This is a genomic window from uncultured Sphingomonas sp. (assembly GCF_964237335.1).
Lineage (GTDB): Bacteria > Pseudomonadota > Alphaproteobacteria > Sphingomonadales > Sphingomonadaceae > Sphingomonas.
This window is the reverse complement of the sequence record NZ_CAXSHM010000002.1, coordinates 155,476-181,409: the sequence shown is the minus strand read 5'-3', so window position 1 is coordinate 181,409 and position 25,934 is coordinate 155,476. Positions and strand designations below refer to the sequence as shown.

28 protein-coding genes are annotated in these 25,934 nt (G+C 69.8%); 7 read left to right on the top strand and 21 right to left on the bottom strand.

Annotated elements, in window-relative coordinates:
• Positions 1–82: 82 nt before the first annotated feature.
• Both ACFE65_RS02315 and argH read right to left on the bottom strand, forming a co-directional pair.
• Positions 83–328, bottom strand: coding sequence for a hypothetical protein (locus ACFE65_RS02315; RefSeq protein ID WP_375380717.1), 246 nt, complete (start codon positions 326–328; stop codon positions 83–85).
• Complete coding sequence (gene argH / locus ACFE65_RS02310) at positions 325–1,707, bottom strand: argininosuccinate lyase (protein WP_375380769.1); 1,383 nt, start codon at positions 1,705–1,707, stop codon at positions 325–327. Before argH ends, ACFE65_RS02315 begins: the two co-directional genes overlap by 4 nt.
• Here argH and ACFE65_RS02305 point away from each other — a divergent pair.
• Complete coding sequence (locus ACFE65_RS02305) at positions 1,706–2,338, top strand: TlpA family protein disulfide reductase (protein ID WP_375380716.1); 633 nt, start codon at positions 1,706–1,708, stop codon at positions 2,336–2,338. The two genes, argH and ACFE65_RS02305, sit on opposite strands and share 2 nt — an antisense overlap.
• 128 nt (positions 2,339–2,466) lie before the next feature.
• Here the strand turns inward: ACFE65_RS02305 and ACFE65_RS02300 are convergent, their stop codons facing one another.
• The 6 genes from ACFE65_RS02300 to ACFE65_RS02275 form a co-directional block, all read right to left on the bottom strand.
• Positions 2,467–2,880 (bottom strand): secondary thiamine-phosphate synthase enzyme YjbQ, encoded by a 414-nt coding sequence (locus tag ACFE65_RS02300; RefSeq protein WP_375380715.1) that lies wholly within the window; start codon positions 2,878–2,880, stop codon positions 2,467–2,469.
• Positions 2,881–2,902: 22 nt separating this feature from the next.
• Complete coding sequence (locus ACFE65_RS02295; RefSeq protein WP_375380714.1) at positions 2,903–3,463, bottom strand: hypothetical protein; 561 nt, start codon at positions 3,461–3,463, stop codon at positions 2,903–2,905.
• 144 nt (positions 3,464–3,607) lie between these two features.
• Positions 3,608–4,381, bottom strand: a complete 774-nt coding sequence (locus ACFE65_RS02290; RefSeq protein WP_375380768.1) for an enoyl-CoA hydratase — start codon at positions 4,379–4,381, stop codon at positions 3,608–3,610.
• Between the two features lie 19 nt (positions 4,382–4,400).
• Positions 4,401–5,564, bottom strand: a complete 1,164-nt coding sequence (locus tag ACFE65_RS02285; protein ID WP_375380713.1) for an acyl-CoA dehydrogenase family protein — start codon at positions 5,562–5,564, stop codon at positions 4,401–4,403.
• The gene (locus ACFE65_RS02280; RefSeq protein ID WP_375380712.1) at positions 5,561–5,779 is read right to left on the bottom strand and encodes a hypothetical protein; all 219 of its coding nucleotides are present in this window, start codon (positions 5,777–5,779) and stop codon (positions 5,561–5,563) included. Before ACFE65_RS02280 ends, ACFE65_RS02285 begins: the two co-directional genes overlap by 4 nt.
• Positions 5,780–5,784: 5 nt before the next feature.
• On the bottom strand, positions 5,785–7,323 hold the full coding sequence (locus ACFE65_RS02275) for a CoA-acylating methylmalonate-semialdehyde dehydrogenase (RefSeq protein ID WP_375380711.1): 1,539 nt from the start codon (positions 7,321–7,323) through the stop codon (positions 5,785–5,787).
• Positions 7,324–7,489: 166 nt separating this feature from the next.
• Here ACFE65_RS02275 and yghU point away from each other — a divergent pair, with 166 nt between their 5' ends.
• The gene (gene yghU / locus ACFE65_RS02270) at positions 7,490–8,350 is read left to right on the top strand and encodes a glutathione-dependent disulfide-bond oxidoreductase (RefSeq protein ID WP_375380710.1); all 861 of its coding nucleotides are present in this window, start codon (positions 7,490–7,492) and stop codon (positions 8,348–8,350) included.
• Positions 8,351–8,360: 10 nt separating this feature from the next.
• A complete protein-coding gene (locus ACFE65_RS02265; protein WP_375380709.1) occupies positions 8,361–9,434 on the top strand; it encodes a hypothetical protein in 1,074 nt (357 codons plus the stop codon).
• 53 nt (positions 9,435–9,487) lie between these two features.
• On the opposite strand, the gene ACFE65_RS02260 is transcribed toward ACFE65_RS02265, so the two are convergent.
• From ACFE65_RS02260 to ACFE65_RS02235, 6 genes are all read right to left on the bottom strand, one after another.
• Positions 9,488–10,162 carry a cell wall hydrolase gene (locus ACFE65_RS02260; protein ID WP_375380708.1) on the bottom strand — a complete coding sequence of 225 codons (675 nt, stop codon included), beginning with the start codon at positions 10,160–10,162 and terminating at the stop codon, positions 9,488–9,490.
• Positions 10,159–12,756, bottom strand: a complete 2,598-nt coding sequence (locus ACFE65_RS02255) for a PAS domain-containing protein (RefSeq protein WP_375380707.1) — start codon at positions 12,754–12,756, stop codon at positions 10,159–10,161. Before ACFE65_RS02255 ends, ACFE65_RS02260 begins: the two co-directional genes overlap by 4 nt.
• Before the next feature lie 12 nt (positions 12,757–12,768).
• Complete coding sequence (ssb, locus tag ACFE65_RS02250) at positions 12,769–13,341, bottom strand: single-stranded DNA-binding protein (protein ID WP_375380706.1); 573 nt, start codon at positions 13,339–13,341, stop codon at positions 12,769–12,771.
• Positions 13,342–13,350: 9 nt separating this feature from the next.
• Positions 13,351–15,204 carry a ferrous iron transporter B gene (locus ACFE65_RS02245; RefSeq protein WP_375380705.1) on the bottom strand — a complete coding sequence of 618 codons (1,854 nt, stop codon included), beginning with the start codon at positions 15,202–15,204 and terminating at the stop codon, positions 13,351–13,353.
• 125 nt (positions 15,205–15,329) lie between these two features.
• Positions 15,330–15,623 carry a ferrous iron transport protein A gene (locus tag ACFE65_RS02240; protein ID WP_375380704.1) on the bottom strand — a complete coding sequence of 98 codons (294 nt, stop codon included), beginning with the start codon at positions 15,621–15,623 and terminating at the stop codon, positions 15,330–15,332.
• 810 nt (positions 15,624–16,433) lie between these two features.
• Positions 16,434–17,108: a COQ9 family protein gene (locus ACFE65_RS02235; protein WP_375380703.1), complete on the bottom strand. Its 675-nt coding sequence runs from the start codon at positions 17,106–17,108 to the stop codon at positions 16,434–16,436.
• A 174-nt stretch (positions 17,109–17,282) separates the two neighbouring features.
• On the opposite strand from ACFE65_RS02235, the gene ACFE65_RS02230 reads away from it, so the two are divergent.
• Positions 17,283–18,368, top strand: a complete 1,086-nt coding sequence (locus tag ACFE65_RS02230) for an alkene reductase (RefSeq protein ID WP_375380702.1) — start codon at positions 17,283–17,285, stop codon at positions 18,366–18,368.
• Between the two features lie 93 nt (positions 18,369–18,461).
• Here the strand turns inward: ACFE65_RS02230 and ACFE65_RS02225 are convergent, their stop codons facing one another.
• The 4 genes from ACFE65_RS02225 to ACFE65_RS02210 all read right to left on the bottom strand — a co-directional run bounded on the left by ACFE65_RS02225 (position 18,462) and on the right by ACFE65_RS02210 (position 20,694).
• Positions 18,462–18,758 (bottom strand): GNAT family N-acetyltransferase, encoded by a 297-nt coding sequence (locus tag ACFE65_RS02225; RefSeq protein WP_375380701.1) that lies wholly within the window; start codon positions 18,756–18,758, stop codon positions 18,462–18,464.
• A 56-nt stretch (positions 18,759–18,814) separates the two neighbouring features.
• The gene (locus ACFE65_RS02220; protein ID WP_375380700.1) at positions 18,815–19,567 is read right to left on the bottom strand and encodes an SIMPL domain-containing protein; all 753 of its coding nucleotides are present in this window, start codon (positions 19,565–19,567) and stop codon (positions 18,815–18,817) included.
• Between the two features lie 183 nt (positions 19,568–19,750).
• Positions 19,751–20,398, bottom strand: coding sequence for an SdpI family protein (locus ACFE65_RS02215; RefSeq protein ID WP_375380699.1), 648 nt, complete (start codon positions 20,396–20,398; stop codon positions 19,751–19,753).
• Positions 20,395–20,694 carry an ArsR/SmtB family transcription factor gene (locus ACFE65_RS02210; RefSeq protein WP_375380698.1) on the bottom strand — a complete coding sequence of 100 codons (300 nt, stop codon included), beginning with the start codon at positions 20,692–20,694 and terminating at the stop codon, positions 20,395–20,397. The genes ACFE65_RS02215 and ACFE65_RS02210 overlap by 4 nt, the downstream gene beginning before the upstream one ends.
• Before the next feature lie 99 nt (positions 20,695–20,793).
• Here ACFE65_RS02210 and recQ point away from each other — a divergent pair, with 99 nt between their 5' ends.
• The 3 genes from recQ to ACFE65_RS02195 are packed head-to-tail and all read left to right on the top strand — an operon-like array spanning position 20,794 to position 23,494.
• Positions 20,794–22,560, top strand: a complete 1,767-nt coding sequence (gene recQ, locus ACFE65_RS02205; protein ID WP_375380697.1) for a DNA helicase RecQ — start codon at positions 20,794–20,796, stop codon at positions 22,558–22,560.
• On the top strand, positions 22,557–23,012 hold the full coding sequence (locus tag ACFE65_RS02200) for a TIGR01244 family sulfur transferase (RefSeq protein WP_375380696.1): 456 nt from the start codon (positions 22,557–22,559) through the stop codon (positions 23,010–23,012). The genes recQ and ACFE65_RS02200 overlap by 4 nt, the downstream gene beginning before the upstream one ends.
• Positions 23,009–23,494 carry a hypothetical protein gene (locus ACFE65_RS02195; RefSeq protein ID WP_375380695.1) on the top strand — a complete coding sequence of 162 codons (486 nt, stop codon included), beginning with the start codon at positions 23,009–23,011 and terminating at the stop codon, positions 23,492–23,494. The genes ACFE65_RS02200 and ACFE65_RS02195 overlap by 4 nt, the downstream gene beginning before the upstream one ends.
• 240 nt (positions 23,495–23,734) lie before the next feature.
• Here the strand turns inward: ACFE65_RS02195 and ACFE65_RS02190 are convergent, their stop codons facing one another.
• The 3 genes from ACFE65_RS02190 to ACFE65_RS02180 all read right to left on the bottom strand — a co-directional run bounded on the left by ACFE65_RS02190 (position 23,735) and on the right by ACFE65_RS02180 (position 25,926).
• Positions 23,735–25,201 carry an ammonium transporter gene (locus ACFE65_RS02190; RefSeq protein ID WP_375380694.1) on the bottom strand — a complete coding sequence of 489 codons (1,467 nt, stop codon included), beginning with the start codon at positions 25,199–25,201 and terminating at the stop codon, positions 23,735–23,737.
• Positions 25,202–25,212: 11 nt separating this feature from the next.
• Positions 25,213–25,551, bottom strand: a complete 339-nt coding sequence (locus tag ACFE65_RS02185; RefSeq protein WP_375380693.1) for a P-II family nitrogen regulator — start codon at positions 25,549–25,551, stop codon at positions 25,213–25,215.
• A gap of 144 nt (positions 25,552–25,695) precedes the next feature.
• On the bottom strand, positions 25,696–25,926 hold the full coding sequence (locus ACFE65_RS02180; RefSeq protein WP_375380692.1) for a DUF2007 domain-containing protein: 231 nt from the start codon (positions 25,924–25,926) through the stop codon (positions 25,696–25,698).
• Positions 25,927–25,934 lie beyond the last annotated feature (8 nt).

The following is a 25,934-nucleotide window of genomic DNA, read 5'->3' as shown; positions in this document are numbered from 1 at the left end:
CCACCCATCCGGGATACGCTGTGGGAGGCCGGGTGGGGGAGCGGGCCGGTGCCGCCTTGGTTCAGCTAGGCTGAACCGCCTGTCAATTCGTGTTGCCGGGCGGCAGGTTGAACTCGTCGGTGCGGCGGGTCTCGGAATTGGTCAGCAATTCGTCGCTCCGCTGCGGGCGCTGCTGGGTGGTGGGGGTCAGCAGCTTGGCCAGCGTCGGCGTCGCGCGCGCGCCGCGCGGGGCGACGGGCAGCGCCTTGCCCGGCGCAGGCTTCAGCTCCGCCGCCGACCCGCATCCGGCGAGGACCAGCAGGGCGCCGAGCGTCAGGATCGTCCTCATGCCGTCGCTCCCCGCCCCATGTCTTCCCGCGCCGCCGCGATCGCGGCGCGCACGTTGGCGGGCGCGGTGCCGCCGAAGCTCGTGCGGCTCGCCACCGACGCGTCGATCGAGAGCACGTCATACACCCGCGCGTCGATCCGCGCATCGATAGCCTTCAGCACGGGGAGCGGCAATTCGTGCAGCCCCTCGCCGCGCTCCTCCGCCGCCTTCACAGCGCGGCCCGTCACGTGATGCGCCTCGCGGAACGGCAGCCCCGCCTCGCGCACCAGCCAGTCGGCGAGATCGGTCGCGGTGGAGAAGCCCGCCTCCGCTACCTGCCGCATCCGCGCCGTACGGAACGTCGCGCTCGCGACCATGCCCGTCATCGCCGCGATGCTCAGCGCCAGCAGGTCGTGGCACTCGAAGACCGGCGGCTTGTCGTCCTGCATGTCCTTCGAATAGGCCAACGGGAGCCCCTTCATCGTCACCGTCAGGCTGACGAGGCAGCCGGCGATCCGCCCGGCATGGCCGCGCACCAGCTCGGCGGCGTCCGGGTTGCGCTTCTGCGGCATGATCGAGCTGCCGGTCGACCATTGGTCGGACAACGCGACGAAGCCGAACGGCTGCGACGCCCACAGCACGAACTCCTCCGCCAGCCGCGACAGGTGCAGCGAGCAGCCGCTGGCGGCGGCAAGGTAATCCAGCGCGAAGTCGCGATCGCTGACCGAGTCGAGCGAGTTGCGCGTCGGCCGGTCGAAGCCGAGCGCGCGCGCCGTCGCCGCGCGGTCGATCGGAAAGCCCGTGCCGGCAAGCGCGGCGGCGCCGAGCGGGCACTCGTTCATGCGCGCGCGCGCGTCGGCGAAGCGGCTGCGGTCGCGGCGCGTCATCTCGTGATAGGCCATCAGATGATGGCCGAGCGTGACGGGTTGCGCGGATTGGAGGTGGGTGAAGCCGGGCATAACGCTGTCGGCATGTTCCTCCGCGCGGGTCAGCAGCGCGTCCTGCAGGCTCGCCAGCGCCGCGTCCGTCTGATCGATCGCGTCGCGCACCCACAGGCGGAAGTCGGTCGCGACCTGGTCGTTGCGGCTGCGCGCGGTGTGGAGGCGGCCGGCCGTGGCCCCGATCGCGTCAGCGAGCCGCGACTCGGTCAGCATGTGGATGTCCTCGAGCGCGAGGTCGTCCGGCACGCCGTCCGCGGCATAGCCCGCCGCGATCTGATCGAGCCCGCCCAAGATCGCTTCCGCATCGGCGCCCGACACGATCCCGGCCGCGCCCAGCATCGCGACATGCGCCTTCGAGCCCGCCACGTCCTGCCGCCACATCCGCTTGTCGAAGGGCAGGCTCGCGTTTATCTCGCGCATCACCGCCGCGGGCCCCTCCGCGAAGCGACCGCCCCACATGCTGTTGGAGCCCTTCATGCCGCTATCGTCGCGCCCGCTGATCGCCTGTCTCCTGCTCGGCACGCTCCCGCTCGCCGCCGGCTGCGATAGGAAATCGCCGGAGCCCGCACAAGCGAACGAACAGGCGGCCGCCAGCACGGCGACGAGCCCGGACGAGGCGACCGGGCCCGCCGCGCCGGCGACCGCGCCCGCCGGCGGCCTCGACCGCAGCCACGCCGGCCAGCCCGCGCCCGCCGCCGCTTTCCAGACGCTCGACGGAAAGCCGCAGACGCTCGCCGGCTTTAGGGGCAAGCCGCTGCTCCTCAACCTGTGGGCGACCTGGTGCGCGCCGTGCGTGAAGGAGATGCCGACGCTCGACGCACTCGCCACGCGCGAGGCGGGGAAGCTGACCGTCCTGCCGGTCAGCCAGGACATGGACGGTGCCGCGAAGGTGACGCCGTTCCTGGCGAAGGAACAGCTCAAGATGCTGAAACCCGCGCTCGACCCCAAGATGGGCCTCAGCCTGGCGTATCAGGCCAACCTGCCGACGAGCATCCTTTACGGCTCGGACGGCAAGGAGGTGTGGCGCTACACCGGCGATCTGGACTGGGCGGGCGTCAAGGCCAAGGCGATGCTGGCGGAAGGGAAATAGTCGGGCCTACTCCGCTCTTCTTCCGTTCACCCTGAGCTTGTCGAAGGGCTGCCTTCTTTTCTTTTAGCAAAGAAGGACAGTGCTTCGACGAGCTCAGCATGAACGGTTTGTGGGTGACGGTGCAGCGTTCACTCCCCCACCAGATGCAGCGCGAGCTCGCGCCGGTGCGGTCGCCTCCGGTGCTCGAACAGGTACAGCCCCTGCCACGTCCCCAGCACCAGCCGCCTGCCCGCCAGCGGGATCGACAGGCTGACCTGCGTCAGCGCGGTGCGCAGGTGCGCGGGCATGTCGTCCGGCCCCTCGTCATCATGTTCGTAGTCGCGGCTCTCGGGCGCCAACCGGGCGAAATAGGCCTCGATATCGCGCCGCACCGCCGGCGCGGCGTTCTCCTGGATCAGCAGCGAGGCCGACGTATGGCGGCAGAACACCGTCAGCAGCCCGGTGACGATGCCCTGGCCCGATACCCAGCCCGCCACCTCGCGGGTCACCTCGATCAGCCCGGGCCGAGTATCGAAGTGCAGCGCACCGCTCGCCTGCCTCACGCCGCCATTCCTCGGCCATCCTTCAACTGGTCGGCGTCACCACGATCGGCTCGGCCGTATAGGCGGTGAACGCATGACCCTTGCGGAAGCGTGCACTGGTGCCCGTCACCGCCGCCGCGAACGGCCCGAACAGCAGCAGCGTGCCAAGGGTCGCGGCCCCGTTGCCCTTGCCTGCCTGACGGCTGCCGCCGGTCAGCGTCACGACCCGGCCGTTAAGATCGAGCGAGCGCATCTCGACCTCCATCTTGCCCGACTTGCCGAGCGTGCCCTTGCCGCTGCGCGTCTTCACCGCGCCGATCGCATGCGTGCCGCGCGGGATCACCACGACGCTTCCTTCCATGACGTCGCGCGTGACCGACAGCGCGAACGTGTCGCCGACCTTCGCCTTGTTGGACGCGAGTTCCGCGTCGATCACCAGCGGGACGGCGGTCTTGACGGGCAGGACGAGATTGCCGGCGGCGTCACGCTGCTCGGCCACCATCACCGGTGCCGTCGCGGCAACCGCAGGTTGCGCCGGGGCCCGCGCCGACGCCGTGGCGGGCGGAGCGCCTGCCTCGGCGCATCCCGCCAGGGTGCTCAGCATCGCAAGGGCCGCGATCGGGGTCGTACGTGGGCAAGGTCGCATCGCTAGTCTCCGTCCGTTGAGCCAACCGGATGATGCGCCGCACCTTGCGGGATGATGAGGAGATATGGTGCGGCGCAGCGTTAACCTTGATATGGGTTACGCTCAGCGGCCCGTCCAGTTCCCTGGTCGCTTCTCGACGAAGGCGGCCATGCCTTCTTTTTGGTCCTGCGTCCCGAACAGGCCGTGGAACAGCCGTCGCTCGAACCGCACGCCCTGCGCCAGCCCGGTCTCGAAGGCGGCGTCGACCATCTCCTTGTTGGCGAGCGTCGCGAGCGGGGCCATGCCGGCGATGGCGGCGGCCACCGACAGCGCCTCGTCCAGCAGCGCGTCGGCGGCGATCACGCGGCTGACGAGGCCGGCGCGCTCGGCTTCCGCGGCGTCCATCATCCGGCCGGTAAGGCACATCTCCATCGCTTTCGCCTTGCCGACGGCGCGCGCCAGCCGCTGCGATCCGCCCATGCCGGGGGAGACGCCGAGCTTGATCTCGGGCTGGCCGAACTTCGCGGTATCGGCCGCCAGGATGAAGTCGCACATCATCGCCAGCTCGCACCCGCCGCCCAGCGCATAGCCCGCCACCGCCGCGACGATCGGCTTGCGGGTGCGCGCGAACGCGTCCCAGCCGGCGAAGAAGTCGTGGCCGTACATGTCGGCGAAGCCCTGCGCCTGCATCTCCTTGATGTCCGCGCCGGCGGCGAACGCCTTGGGCGATCCGGTGACGACCATGCAGCGCTGCGCAGGATCGGCGTCGTAGGCCCGCGATACGTCGAGCAGCTCGGCGAGCAACCGGCTGTTGAGCGCGTTGAGCGCCTGCGGGCGGTTGAGCGTGACCAATGTCACCGCGTCCCGCCGCTCGATCAGGAGCGTCTCGTACTCAATTTGCTCTTTGGCCATCGTGTCAGTCCTTCAGCAGGTCGCGGCCGACGATCATCCGCATCACCTGGTTGGTGCCCTCCAGGATCGAATGGACGCGCAGATCGCGCCAGAAGCGTTCGATCGGATAATCCATCAGATAGCCATAGCCGCCGTGGAGCTGCAGCGCGCGATCCACCACCGAGGAGCCGGTGTCGGTCGACAGCCGCTTGGCCATCGCGGCGAACCGCGTCGCGTCGGGCGCCTTGGCGGTCACCTTGCCCGCGGCGAGGTACAGCAGCGCACGTGCCGCCTCCAGATCGGTCGCCATGTCGGCGAGCATGAACTGCGTGTTCTGGAAATCGGCGATCGCCTGGCCGAACTGGCGGCGATCCTTGGTGTAGCGGATCGCCTCGTCGAGGCAGCGTTGCGCGCCGCCCAGCGAACAGGCGCCGATGTTGAGCCGCCCGCCGTCGAGGCCCGACATGGCGATGCGGAAGCCCTGCCCCTCCTCGCCGATCAAATTGCCGGCCGGCACGCGCACATCGTCCAGTATCACCTGCGCGGTCGGCTGCGAATGCCAGCCGAGCTTGCGCTCGGGAACGCCGAACGACAGCCCGGGCATGTCGTGCTCCACCACGAAGGCGCTGATGCCCTTCGATCCTTCCGATCCCGTGCGCGCCATGACGACGTACACGTCGTTGGCGCCGCCGCCCGAGATGAACTGCTTGGTGCCGGTCAGCCGGTAGTCGCCGCCATCGCGCACCGCGCTGGTCTTCAGCGCCGCCGCGTCGGAGCCCGAGCCGGGCTCGGTCAGGCAATAGGAGGCGATCGCGTCCATGGTCACCATGCGCGGAAGGTACTGCGCCTTCAGCGCCGCCGAGCCGAACCGGTCGATCATCCACGATGCCATGTTGTGGATCGAGATGAACGCGCTGGTGGAGGGACAGCCGTACGCCATCGCCTCCATGATGAGCGCCGCCTCCAGCCGGCCGAGCGCGATCCCGCCGCTCTCCTCCGAGACATAGATCGCCGCGAAGCCCAGCGCGGCGGCCTCGCGGATCGTGTCCTTGGGGAAGATGTGCTTCGCGTCCCACTCGGCGGCGAACGGCGTGATGCGATCGGCGGTGAAGCGGCGCGCGAGCTCCTGAACCTCGCGCTGGTCGCCCGTAAGGTCAAACTGGGGGGTGAGGTCAAACTGGGCGGTCATTGCGTCGTGCCTTGGGTTCGGGTGCTCGTCTTCGGCTCGATGCCCTTCGCCGCCTTACCATAATCGCCGGTACCATTGTCCGGCACGCGAAAGCTGCCGGCGTGCGCGCCGCGCGCGTCGGTCAGGTTGCCGGTCAGCGGCGGCGGCGTGTCGGAGCCGCAGGCGGCGAGCGGCGCAACGAGCAGGACGGCGGCGGCGAAGGGGGACAGGCGCATGGCGGCTATCCCATCGTCGGGATGACGAACGCGTCGGACACGCGCGCCGCCGCGCCGTCCTCGCTCCCGTGCGACAGGGCGGCGTCACCATCCGGCCAGCGCTGCGTGATCGTCTTCACCCGCGTCCAGAAGCGGACGCCGTCCATGCCGTGCTGGTTGTGGTCGCCGAAGCCCGATCGCTTCCAGCCGCCGAACGAGTGGTACGCCACCGGCACCGGGATCGGCACGTTGATGCCGACCATGCCGACGTTGACGCGCGCGGCGAACTCGCGCGCGGCGTGGCCGTTGCGGGTGAAGATCGCGACGCCGTTGCCGTACTGATGCTCGCTCGGCAGCCGCACCGCGGTCTCGAAATCGGGTGCGCGGACGATCTGGAGGACGGGCCCGAAGATCTCCTCGCGATAGCTTTCCATCGCCGACGTCACGCGATCGAACAGGCTGGGGCCGATGAAGAAGCCCTGCTCGTGCCCCTGGAGGCTGAAGCCGCGGCCGTCGACCACCAGCTCGGCGCCCTCGTCGACGCCCTTCTGGATCCAGCCCTCGACGCGCGCCTTGTGCGCCGCGTTCACCACCGGGCCGTATTGCGCTTGCCTGTCGGTCGAGACGCCCACACGGAGTGCATGGATCGCGGGGATCAGCTTCTCGCGTAGCGCGTCCGCCGTCCGGTCGCCTACCGGCACCACGACCGGCAGCGCCATGCACCGCTCGCCCGCCGATCCGAACGCGGCACCCGCTAGGTCCTCCACCACCTGGTCGAGGTCGGCGTCCGGCATGACGATGCCGTGGTTCTTGGCGCCGCCCATCGCCTGCACGCGCTTGCCGGCCGCGACGCCGCGCGAATAGACGTAGTGCGCGATGTCGGACGAGCCGACGAAGCTGACCGCGCCGATCGCGGGATGGTCGAGGATCGCGTCCACCATCTGCTTGTCGCCATGGACCACCTGAAGGATGCCGTCCGGCAGTCCCGCCTCACGGAACAGCTCGGCCAGCCGCACCGGCACGCTCGGATCGCGCTCCGACGGTTTCAGGATGAACGCGTTGCCGCATGCGATCGCGACCGCGCTCATCCACAGGGGGATCATCGCGGGGAAATTGAACGGCGTGATGCCCGCGCCGATGCCGACGGGCGTGCGCATCGAATACACGTCGATCCCCGGACCCGCGCCCGCGGTGTAGTCGCCCTTGAGCAGATGCGGCACGCCGCACGCGAACTCCACGACGTCGAGCCCGCGCTGGATATCGCCCTTGCTGTCGGCGATCACCTTGCCGTGCTCGGACGACAGGAGCTGCGCCAGCGGCTCCATCTGCGCCTCGACCAGCTCCTTGAACCTGAACAGCACGCGTGCGCGCCGCTGCGGGTTGGTCGCCGCCCAGCCGGGCTGCGCCGCCTCAGCCGCCGCGACCGCCCGGTCGAGGTCCGCCTGCGTGCCCAGCGTGACGCGCGCCTGCACCTGGCCGGTGTTGGGATCGAACACGTCGCCCGATCGTGCGCCGCCGCCGCCGGACGACGCCTCGCCGGCAATCAGATGATCGATGGTGCGCATGACGTGATCCTCTTGTGCCCGGCGGTTGGCCCAGCCTGTTCGCGTTTCGCCTGTCCGCGTGCCCGCCTTTCGGCCCAACCGTGCTTTGTCGCAATACGGTTGGCGGCGGCGAACGTTTCCGGTCCCGCCCGCGTTACGACATCATGTCAGCCAGCGGAGACCGTGCGTGACCGATGCCTTTCCCACCGATTACGTCCCGCCCGACGTCTGGACCTGGAACCAGGCCGCGGGCGGCCGCTTCGCGGCGATCAACCGCCCGGTCGCCGGGCCGACGCACGACAAGCCGCTGCCCGTCGGCCGCCACCCGTTGCAGCTCTATTCGCTCGCCACGCCCAACGGCGTGAAGGTGACGGTGATGCTGGAGGAACTGCTCGCGCTCGGCCACGCGGGCGCTGAGTATGACGCGTGGCTCATCCGCATCATGGACGGCGACCAGTTCGGCAGCGGCTTCGTGGCCGCCAACCCCAATTCCAAGATCCCCGCGCTGGTCGATCACGCCGCGCCGGGCGAGCCGATCCGCGTGTTCGAGTCGGGATCGATCCTGCTGTATTTGGCCGAGAAGTTCGGCGCGCTGATCCCCACCGATCCGCGCGGCCGCGCCGAGTGCCTGTCGTGGCTGTTCTGGCAGATGGGATCGGGACCGCTCCTGGGCGGCGGGTTCGGCCATTTCTACGCCTATGCGCCGATCAAGATCGAGTACGCGATCGACCGGTTCGCGATGGAGGCCAAGCGCCAGCTCGACGTGCTCGACCGACGGCTGGCGGAAAGCGCGTATCTGGCGGGCGACGCATACACGATCGCCGACATCGCGGTCTGGCCCTGGTACGGCGGGCTGGTGTTGGGGCAATTGTACGGCGAGGCGGCGACGTTCCTGTCCGCCGGCGACTATGCCAACGTCCGCCGCTGGGCCGATGCCATGGCGGCGCGGCCGGCGGTACGGCGCGGGCGGATGGTCAACCGCGTGGTGGGCGATCCGGCCGAGCAGGTGGCGGAGCGGCACGACGCGAGCGACATTCCCGCGAGATGATCGCCGCCTCATGACGGATTGGGTGATCGGCCTGCTCGGTGGCGTACTCGTGTTGGTGACGGCGGCGGACATCTTCCGCTCGCTGCTGGTGCCGCGCGCCAACACCCGCGTGCTGCGCGTCGGGCCGGTGCTGACGGCGCTGATGTTCGCAGGCTGGCAGGCGGTGGCGAACCGCATCCCCCGCCCCCGGCTGCGCCAGACGGTGCGCGCCAGCCTTGCGCCGCTGATGCTCGTCCTGATGCTGATGGTGTGGACGGCGTTGCTGATCCTGGGCTTCGGCCTGGTATTCTGGGCCGAGCGGGGCAGTTTCCAGCCGGCGCTCCCGACGATCGGCGACGCGATCTACGCCGCCGGCTCCGCCTTCTCGACGCTGGGTGTCAACGGCCGGGTGCATGGCTATCCGACGCGGATGGCGGTGCTGGTCTGCTCGGTCGCGGGCCTCGCGATCGTGACGGTCGTGGCGACCTTCGTGATCTCGATCCAGTCCGGCTATGGAAGGCGCGAGACGCTGGTGCTGCGCCTCGAGTCGCATGTCACTCTGCCGCCCGCCGGCATCGCGATCCTGGAGACCTATGCGCGCGAAGGGATCAAGGATCGGTTGGGGCCGTTCTTCGAGGCGTGGGAGCTTTGGGCCGCCGAGATCGCGATCAGCCACCGCGCCTTTCCGATCCTGCTGTTCTTCCGCTCGAACGACGAGCGGTGCGAGTGGCTGGCCGCATTGGGCGCGGTGCTGGACGCGGCCGCGCTGCTCGATGCGAGTGTCGCCGACCCGCCGGACACGGCGCGGGCGGGCGCGCATTTCGTGCTGCGCACCGGTGCCCGGATGCTGGGCGACATGGCGGCGCAATTCGCGGTCGGCGGCGTCGAGCCCGACGACCTCGCCGATCCCGCGCGGTTCCGCCGTCATCGCGAGCGGTTGGCGGGGGTGGGCTACGCGCTGGTGCCGGACGAGCAGGCGGCGTTCGCGGCGTATGAGACGCGTCGCCGCAGCTATGCCGCCGCGCTCGCCATGCTCGGCAGCCGCCTCCATATCGACGTCGACCAGCGCACAGGCGACGCGCCCGACAGCGAACCGCTGCAATAGCCGCCGGCGTGTCGGGCTGTGGCTTCACGGCCCGGATCAGCCCGGCGGGCGTGTCATCGTGGGTGGTCGCCGCCCGCATGGCCGGGTCGCCGATAGAATAAATGCGGGCCGACGCCGGCGATCTTGTCGAGCGATCCGATCCACCACGGCACCGTCCAGTCGGCATGGTAGTGCGTCGCCGTGCCGACGGGCCGGAACACCGTCCCCGCCAGCGCGTGCGCGGCGCGCAGCCGGACCGGATGCCATCCCGTCCGCTCGGTCCGCCGGGTCAGCGATCCATCGCACGCGAACGAGAATTGGCAGCCGGTGGGAAGCGCCGCGCCCTGATAGACGACGCCGCACACCGTCTTGGGAAAGCCCGGCGCCGCCACCCGATTGAGCACCACCTGCATCACCGCGCGCTGCCCGCGCACATCGTCGCCCGCCTCGTAGCGGGCGGCGGTGGCGAGGCAGCCGATCGCCTGCTCGCGCGCCGCCGGTCCGCCGTGGAAGACGAACGGATGCGCCGCGACCAGCGGAGCCGGATCGAACGGGATCGCGGCGTTGACCGCGCGGGCCTCGTCCATCGTCAGCGCATGGCGCGGCGGCCGCGGCCGCCGGCCAAGGTTCCCCAGCAGCACCGCGACCAGGACCAGCACGGCGCCCGCCAGCATCGCGAGCATCGCCGGCACCAGCGGGTCGCGCCGCTTCCCCGCCCGTCGGACGCGTCGCCGGACCGGCGCGCTCATCCGCCGCGGGTCGCCTCCCGCAGGACGTGCGACAGCTGCTCGACGGAATAGGGCTTGTGCAGCAGCTCGAACCCGTGGGTGCCGTTCTGCGCGAGCACGTTGCTGTACCCCGACGTCAGCACCACAGGCAGACCGGGATAGGCGGCGCGGATCGCCTCGCCGAGCTGGATGCCGTTCATCCCCAGCATCACCACGTCGGAAAAGACGACGTCGAAGCGTCCGGCCGCGCGGTCGAGCTCCGCCAGCGCCTCGTCGCCATTGGCCGCCCACACCGTCTCGTAGCCCAGCTCCTCCAGCGTCTGGGTGGTGAACCGGCCGACGTCGGCATTGTCCTCCACCACCAGCACGCGGGTGCCGTGCCCGTCGGCGAGCCGGACGTCGGCGGCGTCCTCCACCGACGTCGGCGCCGGAGCGGCGGTGCGGGGCAGGAACAGGGTGAAGGTCGCGCCCGCTCCGGCCGGGCTCTCGACGGCGATGTCGCCACCCGACTGTTTGGCGAAGCCGAACACCTGGCTCAGCCCCAGGCCCGTTCCCTGGCCGACCCCCTTGGTGGTGTAGAACGGCTCGAAGATGCGCTCGATCCGGTCGGCGGCGATGCCCGCGCCCGAGTCGGTGATCGAGATCGCGACGAAATCGCCCTTCTGCGCCGGATGCGCCCGCAGGGCCGGGATGCCGGAGACGGTCCGCACCGCGATCCCGATCCGGCCCTCCCCGTCCATCGCGTCGCGCGCATTGACCACCATGTTGACCAGCGCGGTGTCGAACTGGCTGGGATCGACATGGGTGAAGCACGGCTCACCCGGCGCGGCGATCGCGATCGCGATGCGCGAGCCGGTGAGCGTGCCCAGCATGTCGGAGATCGCGTCCAGAGCGCGGCCGACGTCCACCGTCTCGGGCTTCAGCGCCTGGCGCCGCGCGAAGGCGAGCAACTGCCCGGTCAGCTTGGCCGCGCGGTCGGCGGTGTCGGAGATCGCGTCGATGTAGCGCGCGCGGCGTTCGTCCGACAGGCCGGGGCGCTTCAACAGATCGGTCGCGGATCGGATCACGGTCAGCAAATTGTTGAAATCATGCGCGACACCGCCGGTCAGCTGGCCCACCGCCTCCATCTTCTGCGACTGGCGCAGCGCCTCTTCCGCGGTCTGGAGCGAGGCCGTCCGCTCCACAACCTGCTGCTCCAGCGACGCGGCGAGCGCGGCGAGCTCGTGCTCCGCGCGGCGGCGCTCGGTCGCGGTTCGGGTACGCTCGGCGGCCTCGCGGACGAAGGCGAGCTCGTCCGGGTGCCAGATGCGGCACCTGCCGTGGTTCAAGTACAGCAGCGCGACGAACCCGCGCTCCTCGGTCACCGGCATGTTGATGAACGCCCGCGCGGCGATCGCCTCCAGCGCGGGCGCGGTGGCGGACGTGCGCGGATCGAGCCGCGCATCCTCGACGATCGCGGTGTCGCCGCGCTTCAGGTCCTCGATGTACGATCCGTAATCACGGAAATGGAGCTGGCCGGCGATCGTGCGGACGCCAGGCGCGTTCCAGTCGCGCTCGATCGTGATCGTCTCGGCCATCGGATCGACCAGGCCATAGCCGACGCGATCGACCTGTAGCGTGCGGCCGATGACCTCGGCAGCGGCATAGGCCATCGCGGCCGGCTCCGTCCCGTCGCGCAAGGCATCGCCGAGCGCGATCAGCGCGGCGGCGAAGGCCTCTTCGCGGCGGCGCTCCGTGACGTCCACCGACACGCCCGCGATCCGCCGCAGCCGGCCGTCGGCGCCGAAGAAGGGCTGGCCATGCGACGCGACCCAGCGCATCTCGCCGTCCTGCCCGTCCGGGCCCGGCCGATGGATGCGGTACTCGATCGAGAAGTCCGATCCTTCCGCGACGCACCGGTCGACTTCCGCCTGGTTGCGCGCGCGATCCTCGGGATGGATCGCCTCCAGCCGTTGCTCATGGGTGAAAGGCCGGTCGAGCGGGCGGCCGAAGATCGTCTTGCACATGTCGGACGCCGTCATCGTCAGCGTTCCGGCTTCCATGCTCCAGGTGCCGAAGCCGCCCGCCTTCAACGTGAACGCCAGCTCGCGCTCGCGCTCCTCGCCGTCGCGCAGCCGGCCGGTCAGCTCCGCCATCAGCGCCGCGTTGTCGTTCTCCAGCCCGACCAGCCGCTCGCGCTCAAGCGTCACGTCGACCTGGCTCGCGAAGAAATAGGCGAGCGCGCCCTCGGCATCGAACACCGGCGCCATGAACAGCCGGTTCCAGAAACGCTCGCCGTCCTTGCGATAGTTGTGGACGTCGATCTCGAGCGGCTCGACTTGCCGGATCGCTGTCCGGATGCGCGAGACGGTCGCCGGGTCAGTGTCGGGACCCTGAAGGAACCGGCAGTTGCGGCCCACGATCTCTTCGCGCAAATAGCCGCTCAGCTGACAGAAGGCGTCGTTCGCGAACACCACCGGGTTGTCGGGCAGACTCGGATTGCTGATCACCAGCGGCATGCGGGTCGCGCGCACGGCGGCGACGAACGGATCGGTGCCCGGTCCCCTGCCGATCAGTTCCGCGGCGATGCGTTCCGCGTCCGCGGTCCGGTGCGGCTGGCTCCCCTCAACGCTCACGCGCCCTTCCGATCAGAACGGCACGTCGTCGTCGAGATCGTCCGCGAAGCCGCCGCGCTGGCCCCCGCCGCCGCCCGATCCGGCAGCCGCGCCGCCGCCGCTCCGGCTTCCGCCGCCATAGCCACCACCGGAAGGACGACCGCCGCCGCCGCCGCCACCGCCGCCGAAGTCGTCATCGCCGCCGAAGTCGCTGCCCGAGCGGCCGCCGCCACCACCGCCTCCCTGAGCACCGCCCGGTCCGTCGAGCATCGTCAGCACGCTGTTGAAGCCCTGGAGCACCACTTCGGTCGAATATTTGTCCGCGCCCGACTGGTCCTGCCATTTGCGCGTCGTCAGCGCGCCCTCGATATAGACCTTGCTGCCCTTGCGCAGATACTTCTCGGCGACGGTGGCCAGGCCCTCGTTGAAGACCTTGACCGTGTGCCACTCGGTCTTTTCCTTGCGCTCGCCCGAGCTGCGATCCTTCCAGCTTTCGGACGTGGCGATGCGCAGTTCCACCACCTTGCCGCCGTTCTGGAAGCTGCGGCTTTCCGGGTCCTTGCCCAGATTGCCCACCAGGATCACCTTGTTGACGCTGCCTGCCATTCCAAACCCCTAGAGGCCCGCGGCGGTCGCGAGCCAGTATGTGATGCCTGCGGCAACGTAGGCGAGTGCGAACAGATAGCCAACCATGAAGGCGGGCCACTTCCACCCGTTCGTCTCCCGCCGCGTGACCGCGATCGTCGAGATGCATTGCGGCGCGAAGACGAACCACATCAGGAAGGCAAGCGCGGTGGGCAGGCTCCAGCGGCCGCGCAGATTGGCCAGCATCGCCTTGCCGCCCTGCTCGCTTTCGGGATTGTCGATCGCGTACACGGTGCCGATCGCCGACACCGCGACCTCGCGTGCCGCCATCGCCGGGATCAGCGCCAGCACGATGTCGCGGTTGAAGCCGATCGGGCGGAAGGCGGGCTCGATCCCGTCGGCGATCCGCCCCGCGATCGAGTAGCTGACCGGTGACGCCGTGCTGCCGACCGGAGGCTTGGGAAAGCTCAGCAGCGCCCACAGGATGATCGTCGTGAAGGCGATGGTCGTGCCCGCGCGCTTCAGGAAGATCACCGCGCGGCTCCACAGCCCCAGCCCGACGTCGCGCGGGCGCGGCATCTGGTATTTGGGCAGCTCCATCATGAAACCCGACGACTGCCCCTTCGTCACCGTCCGCCGCAGCACCAGCGCGACCACGAACGCGCCGACGATGCCCAGCACGTACAGGCCGAACATCACCAGCCCCTGCAGCCCCACCAGCGGCGCGACCTGCCGGGCGGGGATGAACGCGCCGATCACCAGCGTATAGACGGGCAGCCGCGCGGAGCACGTCATCAGCGGCGCGATCAGGATCGTCGTCAGCCGGTCCTTCTCGTCCTCGATCGTGCGGGTCGACATGATGCCCGGCACCGCGCAGGCGAAGGACGACAGCAGCGGGATGAATGCGCGCCCCGAAAGCCCGACCGCGGCCATGATCCGGTCCATCAGGAACGCCGCGCGCACCATGTAGCCGGACGCCTCCAGCAGCAGGATGAACGCGAACAGGATCAGGATCTGCGGCAGGAACACGATCACCGCGCCGACGCCCGCGATCACGCCGTCGGTCAACAGCGAGCGCAATACCGAATCGGGCATCACCGCGTCGACGCCCCTTGTCAGCGCGGCGAAGCCGGCGGTGATCGCGTCCATCGGCACCTGTGCCCAGGTGAACACCGACTGGAACATGACGAACAGGATGACGGCCAGCAGGATCAGCCCGAACACCGGGTGAAGCGCCACACGGTCGAACGCATGGCCCCAGCGGCGCACCGGCGTCTCCGACACGGTCGCCGCCTGCGACAGCCGCCGCGCCTGCCGCTGGAGCAGCGCGATGTCGTCCGGCGCGGCAGTGGTCGCCGCCACCGGCTTGCGGGCCAGCGCCTGCCCCAATGCTTCGCGCAACGCGTCCAGCCCGCGCCGCCGCACCGCCACCGTCGGGATCACCGGCACGCCGAGCTCGCGCGCCAGCACGTCGGGGGAAAGCACCAGCCCGTCGCGCTCGGCGAGGTCGATCATGTTGAGCGCCACCACCACGGGCAGCCCCAGCGCAATGAGCTGCAGCGTGAAGCGCAGGTGGTTGTCGAGGTTGGACGCGTCCACCACGCACACGATCGCGTCCGGCCGCCGCTCGCCCGCTTGGGAGCCCAGCACGACGTTGCGCGTCACCCGCTCGTCGGGGCTCGCGGGATCGAGGCTGTAGGCGCCGGGCAGGTCGACCAGCTCGACCGGGCGGCCGTCGTCCAGCGCGAAGCGGCCCGCCTTGCGCTCAACGGTGACGCCCGGATAATTGCCCACCTTCTGCCGCGCGCCGGTCAACGCGTTGAAGAGCGCGCTCTTGCCGGCATTGGGATTGCCGACGAGCGCGACGAGCGGCGCGTGGTTCATGGCGACCCTAAGCCCGTTCGCGCTGAGCTTGTCGAAGCGCTGCCTCTGTTTCCCGGCGGACTGAACAAGGGCAGGGCTTCGACAGGCTCAGCCCGAACGGAAAGAGGTACATGCGCCGGGCAATGTCAGGCGGCCAGCGGGGCGACGTGGATCGCGCCCGCGACCGCGCGGCGAAGCGCTACCGTCATGCGGCCGATGCGGCACGCGATCGGCCCGCCACCCAGCCGCGCACGGTGGAGCACCTCGACCGCGACACCGGCGTCGAACCCGAACTCGCGCAGACGCTTGGCCTCCGGCTCGGCGAGCCGCGCCCAGTCGATATCCGCCACCGTCGCACGCTGGTGGCGCGGCAACGACTCCAGGCTCAGCGAGGAGGGGCTGAGCACGATATCGGCGACGATGCGAGCGGACATATCCATCTGCGAGCGATTATCACTCGCGACAAGCCGACGCCAGCACTTTCTTGCGAGCGGGTCGCAATGGGAGGCACGAGCAAACGGATGCCGTGCTTTGGTGACGAGCAGAACAGCAGCTTATGGTCTAACGACGCGGTTAGCCGACGTCGATCCGCCGCGCTTCGAGTCGGACTTGCACCCAACAAGGTCAAAGAACTGCTTAGGTGCACTATCACGCTGCGTCGTGCTCCAATGCCATGCGGTATCGCCTAACGACGTGAACAGCATGTGTGCAGGAGCGATATCGCCGCGTCGCGGAATGTTGTCGATCACGTCATAACTTGCGTTTGTACCAACATATTCCATGTCTCCCAGCGGGCGAGGTCCACCACCGGGGGACGGCGGTCGCCAGTTTGGTTGAGTCACGTCGGTCGTAGATGCGATGTTTTGTTTATCGTCTGTTCCCCCTGCCCAAGGCAGCCACCAATAAGTTCTACCTGTATCGCCAAAACGGATGGCGAGCGCGACCCCGGCTGGCCAATCCGGGCCGCTGTCGACACGACGAAATGTTGCAGTGACCGCAGACTTGTGGCGCAGGGCATAGAGCGAGTCCTCGACCCGACAGCTTTTTGTTGCGGCGAGGGCCAGAACAGCAATAACTAGCATCAGTTGATGTCCCAAGCAGACGAATCATTCATGGCAGCCTCGCTATCAAACTCAACGGCTGCTTTCGGGATAACTGCTTTGCTGCCGATGTGTCTGCAACTGAGCGCAAGCCGACTTCCCACGTGGCCGATCCATTCGCCCTGATTACGTCTTACGATCAGAACTCTCCTACCCCACCGGATACCGCAGCCGTCCCACGAACCGCGACAGGCTCGGCTGGTGCTCCGTCCGCGCCCGGAAACTCGCCTTGGCCTTTTCGAACCGCATCAGCCCGTCGATCCGTCGCGCCAGGAAACCGCGCGTGTCCGCCTGCCCCTCGCTGTCGTCGCCCACGAACACCGCCACCGTCGCGGCATAGATCGCCAGCAGGGTCGCGCGCTTGGTATAGTGGTTGAGGTCGGTCGCGGTGTCGCCCGCGCGGCGCCACATCAGGTCGGCGGTGCGCCAGCCGAGCCGCGTTGCGCGGGCCACGTTGGTCGGCAGCGCCAGGATCGCCAGCGCGCGGCGCAGCGCCTCGCGGTCGGGCGCGGCGATTGCGAGGCGGGCCTCGATCTGCGCGGTGATCCGCTCGCGTATCTTCATGCCGGCCAGCGCCTCGGCCGGCAACGCCGCCGCCATGCCGACGTCGATGTGGCCGAACCACGCCTCGATCATCACCAGCGCGTCGGGCAGCGCGAGCCGCGCGACGTCGCGGTCGACGCCAAGGCCATCCGCCGCCATCTCCCGCGCCGCCGCGCCCCAGCCGTCGAACGCCGCGTTGGCGGCAATGCCGGGGGCGAGCGCGGCGCGCACTTCTTCCAACGTCGGGTCGGCGGGCAGCGGGGCGGGGGCGAAATCGATCATGGCAGTTCCTTACTCCACCAGGCGGGCGCTGTCCCGGCCCACGTCATCACCGGGCGCAACCCTGGGCCTTGCGGTAGGTTGTGCGCGCGACAGCTTTTCTTGCCCGTCGCGACGCTCGCACCGGACCGCGATCGGTCCCATCTGGCGTCCGCAATCACTGGAGTTCCCTCGGCGATGCCCAGCCTGTTCGATCCCATCCAGCTCGGCGCGATCCATGCGCCCAACCGCATCCTGATGGCGCCGCTCACCCGCGGGCGCTCGACCCGCGCGCATGTGCCGACGCCGATCATGGCCGATTACTACAGCCAGCGCGCCGGCGCCGGGCTCATCATCTCGGAGGCGACCGGGATCAGTCGGGAAGGGCTCGGCTGGCCCTATGCGCCGGGACTCTGGATGGACGAGCAGGTCGAGGCGTGGAAGCCGGTGATCCAGGCGGTCCATGGCGCCGGCGGGCGCATCGTCGCGCAATTGTGGCACATGGGCCGCCAGGTCCACTCGTCCGTCATCGGAGGCCAGCCCGTCTCATCCTCCGCAACGCGCACCGCCGGCCAAGCGCACACCTACGAGGGCAAGCAGGAGTTCGAGACCGCCCGCCCGCTCGACACCGCCGAGATCCCGCGCCTCCTCGACGATTACGCACGCGCTACCCGCAACGCGATCGCCGCCGGCTTCGATGGCGTGCAGGTCCATGGCGCCAATGGCTATCTGATCGACCAGTTCCTGCGCGACAACGCGAACAAGCGCATCGACCAGTACGGCGGCAGCCCGGAGAACCGCATCCGCCTGATGCGCGAAGTGGTGGAGCGCGTCGCACAGGTCGCGGGCGCGGACCGCACGTCAATCCGCCTGTCCCCCAACGGCGACTCGCAAGGCGTGGACGACAGCGACCCGGAGGCCGTGTTCATCCCGGCGGTAAAGGCACTGGAAGCGATCGGCATCGGCTTCCTGGAACTGCGCGAGCCGGGCCCGAACGGCACTTTCGGCAAGACGGACGTGCCCAAGCTCAGCCCCCGCATCCGCGAGGCGTTCACCGGGCCGCTGGTGCTGAACTCGGACTATCACGACGACAATGCGCAGGCGGCGCTCGACTCGGGCGTGGCGGACGCGATCAGCTTCGGTCGACCGTTCATCGCCAACCCCGACCTGCCGGAACGCCTGCGCAGCGGGGCAGCGTTGGCGAAGGATGACATGCCGACCTGGTACAGCCAGGGACCGGAAGGCTACATCGACTATCCGGCGCTGGAGACGGCGGAGGCATAATCCGGGGTCCTCTCATCCGTCATGCCAGCGCAGGCTGGCATCGCTTCATTAGGGAGCGACCCCAGCGTTCGCTGGGGTGACGGAGGGAGCGGGTCAGTCCCCGGTCACCAGTAAATCCTGCGTCTCGGGGTGCCCGTTCATATAGGCGGCGACGAACGGGCATTGCGGGATCACCCCCAGCCCGCGCCGGCGCGCGTCGTCCAGCGCGCCCTGGATCAGCACCGTGCCCAGCCCCTCGCCCTGCCGGTCGGCGGGCACGGCCGTGTGGGTGAAGGTGATCGTGTCGCCCGCCAGGTCGTAGGCGGCATAGGCGGTATCGCCGCTGCCCACCGCGAGCTCATAGCGCTGCTCGGCGGGATCGTCGCGGACGTCTCGGGCAGTTGGGCGCATCGCCGGTCTCCTCTGGCCGGATGAACGCGCCGGCTCGCGCGGCGGTCCGCGATGGATCAGCGCGGGGCGAGCACGAAGTCGACCGCCGCGGTCGCGCGCGTCGTCACCGCGTCGGGTTCCGCGGTTTTGTCCTGGAACTCGTTCACTATCCTGGTGAACACCTCCCCGCCGTCGACCAGCCCGGTCGAGTTCGCGACGGCCGTAATCCGCGTGACCTTCAGGCCCAGCGGCTCGGCATAATCGTCCGCGTCGTGCCGCGCGCGTGCCATCGCTGCCGCCACCGCGGCGTGGCGCGCCGCCGCCTCGTCGCGCAGCATCGGCTTGGGCGTTGGCGAGCTTACGCCCTCCTGAGCGGCCATGACCTGCATCGCTCGGTCGAGCGTCGCGCGGTCGGGCACCGTCACGCGTAAGGTCGTCGCCGTCGTTCGTTGAGCCACGCGACCGCCGCTGATGTTTCCGTCCGCGAGAGCCTGCACCATCGCCGCGCTTCGTTCTATCGGATCGTCGAAGCTAAGCCTTGTCCCGACCGGCGCGACGATCGACGCGCGATCGACGCCCACGGAGATCAGCGCTGCCGTCAGCCGGGCGACGCCTGCATCGGCAGAGGCGCGCGCTTCGGGTAGCGTGCGGCCACCACCGTTCACAGACACGGACAGCGTGATCCGGTCGGCGCGCGTCGTCACCTCGCCGCGGGCGACGATGTGCAGCGCGATCTCACCGGGACGCAGGGGAGCGCCGGGCGCCGCCGCACTTTGCGCGGTCGACTGGCCCGCCAGCAGCAGCGCCGCCAGCCCGATCATCCGCCTCATGTCGCCTTCCCCCGTGATCGGCGCGAGACTGCGTCGATCTGGCCGGAAGGACAAGCGGGCGTCTCGACCCCGATGCCTCTCGCCTTCATCCTGACCATGGTTCCCGACCCATCGTCCACCCGTTGTTCCGTTTCCGGTCTTGCGCATTCCAGCAAAATGCACGTGACCTGATGGAGGTCTGGCTCAGGCCCGAGCGGACCGGCGCCATCGCCACCACGAATAAGGCACGGGCGCCAGGCACAGCGCGACCGCGCCGACGACCAGCGGCGCCCGCATCGTCGCCGGCGCGACCGCCGCGGCCATCGTCAGCACACCGGCGGCCATCATCGTGCGCGCGCCCAACCGGTGAGTCGCGATCCAGTTCTCCGGATCGGTCAGCGTCCACGGCGTGCGGATGCCCACGAAGAAGCCGGGCCGCGACTTGGGCAGCATGTTGCCGATCGCGACCAGCGCCAGCCCCGCCCCCGCCAGCGGCAGCATCGTCGGCCGCGCCAGCCCGAACGCCGGCGCGGCGATCGCGACCTCGGTCAGCGCGAGAACAGCCAGCACCGCGGCCCAGGCGGTCCGATATAGCGGCGCGCTCTGCGCGAGCTGCCGCTGCATCGGTTCGAGCACAGGCAGCGCGGCCATCAGCCCGCCGACCAACGCCGTCAGCCCGACGGGCAGGAACAGCGCGTACGCCGCATCCTCCGTCCGGTCGACATTCCCGGCAAGGTCCCAGTGCACCGGCAGTTGCGCACCCGATGGCAGCCGCTGAAGCGCCGCCGCCGCGACCGCGGCCATCCCGGCCACCACCACCACCGACGCGATCCTCATGCCACGATAGCTCATGCCTTCCTCCCCTCGATCGCCTCGCCCGGATCCGCCTCGCCGACCCGCAGCCGGCCCATGAACCCCATCATCACCTCCTCCAGCGCGGAGAGGTTGAGTGTGTAGATCGTGCTCGCGCCGCGCTGCTCGGCCTGGATCAGCCCTGCGGCGCGCAGCTTGGCGAAGTGGCCGGACATCGTCGGCTTGGAGACGGCGAAAGCATCCGCCAGATCGCCCGCGCTCCGGCCGCCGCGCTTCAGCAGCTCCAGGATGCGGCGGCGCGTGGGATGCGCCAGGGCGTCGAAAACGGAGTCCATGCAAAATCCTTAGTCTGTTAGCTAATAGGCTAACATTCAGAGAAGAACAAGTCCCGTTTCGCTTCCGCTTCGAGACCTTAACCCCTAGGTACGGGAACGATGGACCCCCTTCCCACTCTCCAGCGCGTCTTCGGCTTCTCCGACTTCCGCGGCGTCCAGCGGCAGGTGGTGGACCGCGTCCTCGCCGGGAACCGCACGCTGGCGGTGATGCCGACCGGGGCAGGCAAGTCGCTCTGCTACCAGTTGCCGGCCACGATGCTGGACGGGACGTGCGTGGTCGTCTCGCCGCTGATCGCGCTGATGCACGACCAGTTGCGCGCCGCCGAGGCGGTGGGCATCCGGGCCGCGACGCTGACGAGCGTCGACGAGAACCAGGCCGAGACGCGCGCGCGCTTTCGTGCCGGCGAGCTCGACCTGCTGTACGTCGCGCCCGAACGCGCGTCGAACGCCTCGTTCCGCGACATGCTGGGGCAGGCGAGGCTCAGCCTGTTCGCGATCGACGAGGCGCATTGCGTCAGCGAATGGGGCCATGATTTCCGCCCCGACTATCGCCTGTTGCGCCCGCTGCTCGACCATTTCGGCGACGTGCCGCGGCTGGCGCTCACGGCCACCGCCGACGCGCATACCCGTGCCGACATCCTCGACCAGCTCGGCATTCCGCAGGACGGCCTGATCGTCTCGGGCTTCGATCGGCCCAACATCCAGTACCGGATCAGCCCAAAGGACAATACGACCCGCCAGATCGCGGACGTGATCGCCGCCACGCCGGGCGCGGGCATCGTCTATGTCCAAAGCCGCGCGGGCACGGAGAAGATGGCTGCTGCGCTCGCCGCCACCGGCCGGCCGACGCGGGCCTATCACGCCGGGCTCGATCCCGCCGTCCGCGCGCGCAACCAGGCCGCGTTCGTCGCGTCGGAGGACATGGTGATGTGCGCGACCGTCGCCTTCGGCATGGGGATCGACAAGCCCGACGTGCGGTTCGTCGCCCACGCCGGGCTCCCGAAGTCGATCGAGGCCTATTACCAGGAGACCGGCCGCGCCGGACGCGACGGCGATCCGGCGGTGGCGCACCTGTTCTGGGGCGCGGACGATTTCGCGCGCGCGCGCAGCCGCGTGGCGGAGCTCGAGCCCGAGCGGCAGGCGGGCGAGCGGACGCGGCTGGCCGCGCTGGCCGGGCTGGCCGAGACGCCCGGCTGCCGGCGCCGCGTGCTGCTCGCGCATTTCGGCGACGACGCGCCGGCGACCTGCGGCAATTGCGACAACTGCCTCAACCCGCCGCGGTCGCTGGATGCGACGGAGGTGGCGAGGAAGGTCCTCTCCGCGGTGTTTCGCACGGGGCAGAGCTTTGGCGTCGGATATGTGGAGGCGATCCTCACCGGACAGTCGACCGAGCGGTCGCTGATGAACGGGCACGAGGCGCTGGGCGTGTTCGGCATCGCGAGCAGCCCTGCGGAGGCGGCGCTCATCAAGCCGGTCGCGCGCGCGCTGCTGCTGCGCGACGCGTTGCGCGCCAACGAGCATGGCGGGCTGGAGTTCGGTCCCGGCGCGCGCGCGATCCTGAAGGGGGAGGACAGCCTGGCGCTTGTCGAGCAGCCCAAGCGCGAGCGGCGGCGGCGCGGCGCGGGTGCCTCGCCCGACAATCCGGTCGGCGATCCGCTGTTCGAGGCGCTGCGCACCCGGCGGCGCGAGTTGGCGCAGGAGGCGGGCGTACCGCCCTATGTCATCTTCCACGACTCGGTGCTGCGCGAGATGGCGACCGCGCGGCCGGGCGACCGCGGCACGCTGGCGCGCATTGCGGGGGTGGGCGAGCGCAAGCTCGACGCCTATGGCGACGCGTTCCTGCAGGTGATCCGCGAGGCGGCATGACTGACATATCCGACATCAGGCTCCCCGACATCAGGCGTATCGACGACCGCATCTCGGTCGCGCCGCAGGTGACGCCCGCGATGATCGCCGCGGTGAAGGCGGCGGGCTTCGTCGGCATCGTCAACAACCGGCCGGACGACGAGGAGCCGGGCCAGCCGTCGGGCGCGGCGGTGCGCGCGGCGGCGGAGGCGGCGGGGCTGTCCTACGCCGAAATTCCGGTGACGCACGCGGGCTTCTCGCACCCGCAGCTCGACGCGATGGCGCGGGTGTTGGCGGAGGCCGACGGCCCGGTGCTCGCCTTCTGCCGTTCGGGCACGCGATCGTGCAACCTATGGGCGCTGGCCCGTGCCAAGGCGGGAGCGGACCCGACCGGGCTGGTCGCACAGGGCGCGGCGGCGGGCTACGACCTCGGCGGCATTCGCCCGACGCTCGACGCGCTGGCCGCGGGATGACGGTCGACGTAGCCGGCATCCCGGTCGAGTTTTTCGCGATCGGCGGGGGGTTGTTCAGCGCCATCGTCGCGGCGGCGGGCCTGCTGCGGCGTGGGCGGCGGGGTGCGCGGCTGGACGACGAGGCGGCGGCGATGGACGGCGCGGCCGCCGCCCTGCCCGGCTTTGCCCCCCAAGCGGCGGTGGTCGGCCACGACGGCGCGGCGGCGCTGGTCGGCGGCGGTGGGGGCGGCAACGGGGCGCGGCTGGCGCTGGTCCGGGCGAACGGCAATCGGCTGGTGGCGCGCGAGATCGACTGGGGCGCGGTCCGCGCCACGCCCGCCGGCATCGTCGTCGAGACCGGTGGGAAAGGCGGCCGCGTGCCGATCGTCGGCGTCGACGCGCTCGACGTCCGCCGCCTCGCGCCCGCCGCCTCGCCCGAGGCGATCGCCATCGCGGAGGGCCTCGCGCCGCCACCCGACATCAGCGAGGTCGTGCGTCTTTAGGCTGGTCCGGCGAAACCGGACCAGCACGGCACCGGCCCGCTCCCCCGCCCGGCCTCCCATTCAGGATACGCTGTGGGAGGCCGGGCGGGGGAGCGGGCCAGTGCCGCTTCCGCGCGAGCGGATCAAAATCGAATCCGTCAGGCGAAAAAGGACCCGGTGCGTCGCCGCACCGGGCCAGAGGGTTCCGCAGGAGGAACGTCGGTGGGCGGCGAGCGGCGTGACGCCGCCCCCGCCGATCAGTCAGTAATGATAGGCCCGCTCGCCATGTTCGGCGATGTCGAGGCCCTCGTGCTCGGTATCCAGGCTCGCCCGGAACCCCCACAATTTGTCGATGGCGAGATAGAGGATCGTCGCGCCGATCGCCGACCAGGCGAGCGTCACGATGACGGCCTGGCACTGGATCCACACCTGCGCGCCCATGTGATAGGCGCCGGGGACGAGCGTGCCGGGCTTGCTCGCATAGTCGGCGATGCCCTGCCCGCCCAGCTTGGGCGCGGCGAGCACGCCCGTCAAGATCGCGCCGGTGATGCCGCCGATGCAGTGGACGCCGAACACGTCCAGGCTGTCGTCATAGCCGAACCGCGTCTTCACCGTAGAGACGAAGAAGAAGCAGATCGGCGAGACGAGCAGCCCCAGCACCACCGATCCCATCGGCCCGGCATAGCCCGACGCCGGCGTGATGGCGACGAGCCCCGCGACGACGCCCGACGCCGCGCCGAGCAGCGACGGCTTGCCGCGCACCACCTGCTCGACGAGCAGCCACGACAGTCCCGCCGCGGCGGTAGCGACGAAGGTGTTGATGAACGCGACGGCCGTGACTCCGTTCGCCTCGAGGTTTGACCCCGCGTTGAACCCGAACCAGCCGACCCACAGCAGCGACGCGCCGATCATCGTCATGGTCAGCGAATGCGGCGGCATCGGCTCGCGCGGGAAGCCCGCCCGGCGGCCCATCAGGATCGCGAGCACGAGGCCCGTGATGCCGGCGTTGACGTGGACCACCGTGCCGCCCGCGAAATCGAGCGCGCCCTTCTGGAACAGCCAGCCCGCATCCGCATTCGCCGCGTCCAGCGCGGCGGCGCCCTTCAGCGCGGCACTGGCGACCGCGTCAGGCCCTTCCCAATACCAGACCATGTGCGCGATCGGGAAATAGACCAACGTCACCCACAATGCCACGAAAAGCATCAGCGGCGAGAAGCGCACCCGCTCCGCGATGCTGCCCACGAACAGCGCCGGCGTGATGCAGGCGAACGTCATCTGGAAACAGATGTAGACGTATTCGGGGATGTAGACGCCGTTGGAGAAGGTCGCCGCCTGGCTGTTCGCGTCGACGCCCTTGAGGAAGACCTTGGACAAGCCGCCCCATAGCGAGGTCGGCCCGGCGGTGAAGCTTTCCGAATAGCCCCAGGTGACCCAGATCACCGCGACGAGGCAGACGATCATCAGCACCTGCGTCAGCACGCTCAGCATGTTCTTGGTGCGCACCAGCCCGCCGTAGAACAGCGCGAGGCCGGGAACCGACATCATGAGCACCAGAAGCGTGGACACCAGCATCCAGGCGACGTCGCCCTTGTCGACGCTGGCCTTGGGGATCTGCCCCCCTATCTGAGCGCCGACCGCGCCCCCCGGCGTCTGCGCGAGCGCGGGATGGGCGGCGAGCAGCGCGAGGGCGCCGAGGCCCAGCACGGGCAACAGGCGGGCGGACAGCATCCGACCCGCCCTCACAGCGCGCTCGCGTCGGTTTCGCCGGTGCGGATGCGCACGGCCTGGTGGACGTCGAGGACGAAGATCTTGCCGTCGCCGATCGATCCGGTGTGCGCGGCCGCCTGGATCGCCTCCACCACCCGCTCCGCGACGGCGGCGTCGCAGACGGCCTCGATCTTGATCTTGGGCACCATATTGGTCGAATATTCGGCGCCGCGGTAGATCTCCGTCTGCCCCTTCTGTCGCCCGAATCCCTTCACTTCCGTCACCGTCATCCCCGCCACGCCGATCGCGGTGAGCGCCTCGCGCACCTCGTCCAGCTTGAACGGCTTGATGATCGCCATCACCAGCTTCATGCCATCCCCTTCATGCCCTGATCTGTATCAGCAAAGCCCGTGCCATGCAGTACGTCTCGGCACGATCGGCAACATCGCAGCGCCCGGCATGCGGAACGCCCGATTTTCGGGCAGACGAGGCGCACATGCGCGCCGATCGGGCACTCACTCGGGCGGCGCGGGCCAGTCCGGCGGCGGCGGCGCGGCCAGGACCGCCCGCGCCGCCGGCAGGTCGTCCGCGTCCACCATCACCCTGACCGGCACGAGCAGCCAACTGCCGTCGCCCACCGACGATTCGCCGTCGAAGGCGATCGCCGGGATGCCTTCGCTGTCGAGCCGGCCGACGACGATGTGCGCGGCCATGCGGTCGAAGCGGCCGAGTTCGGCGAGCGCCATGCATATCT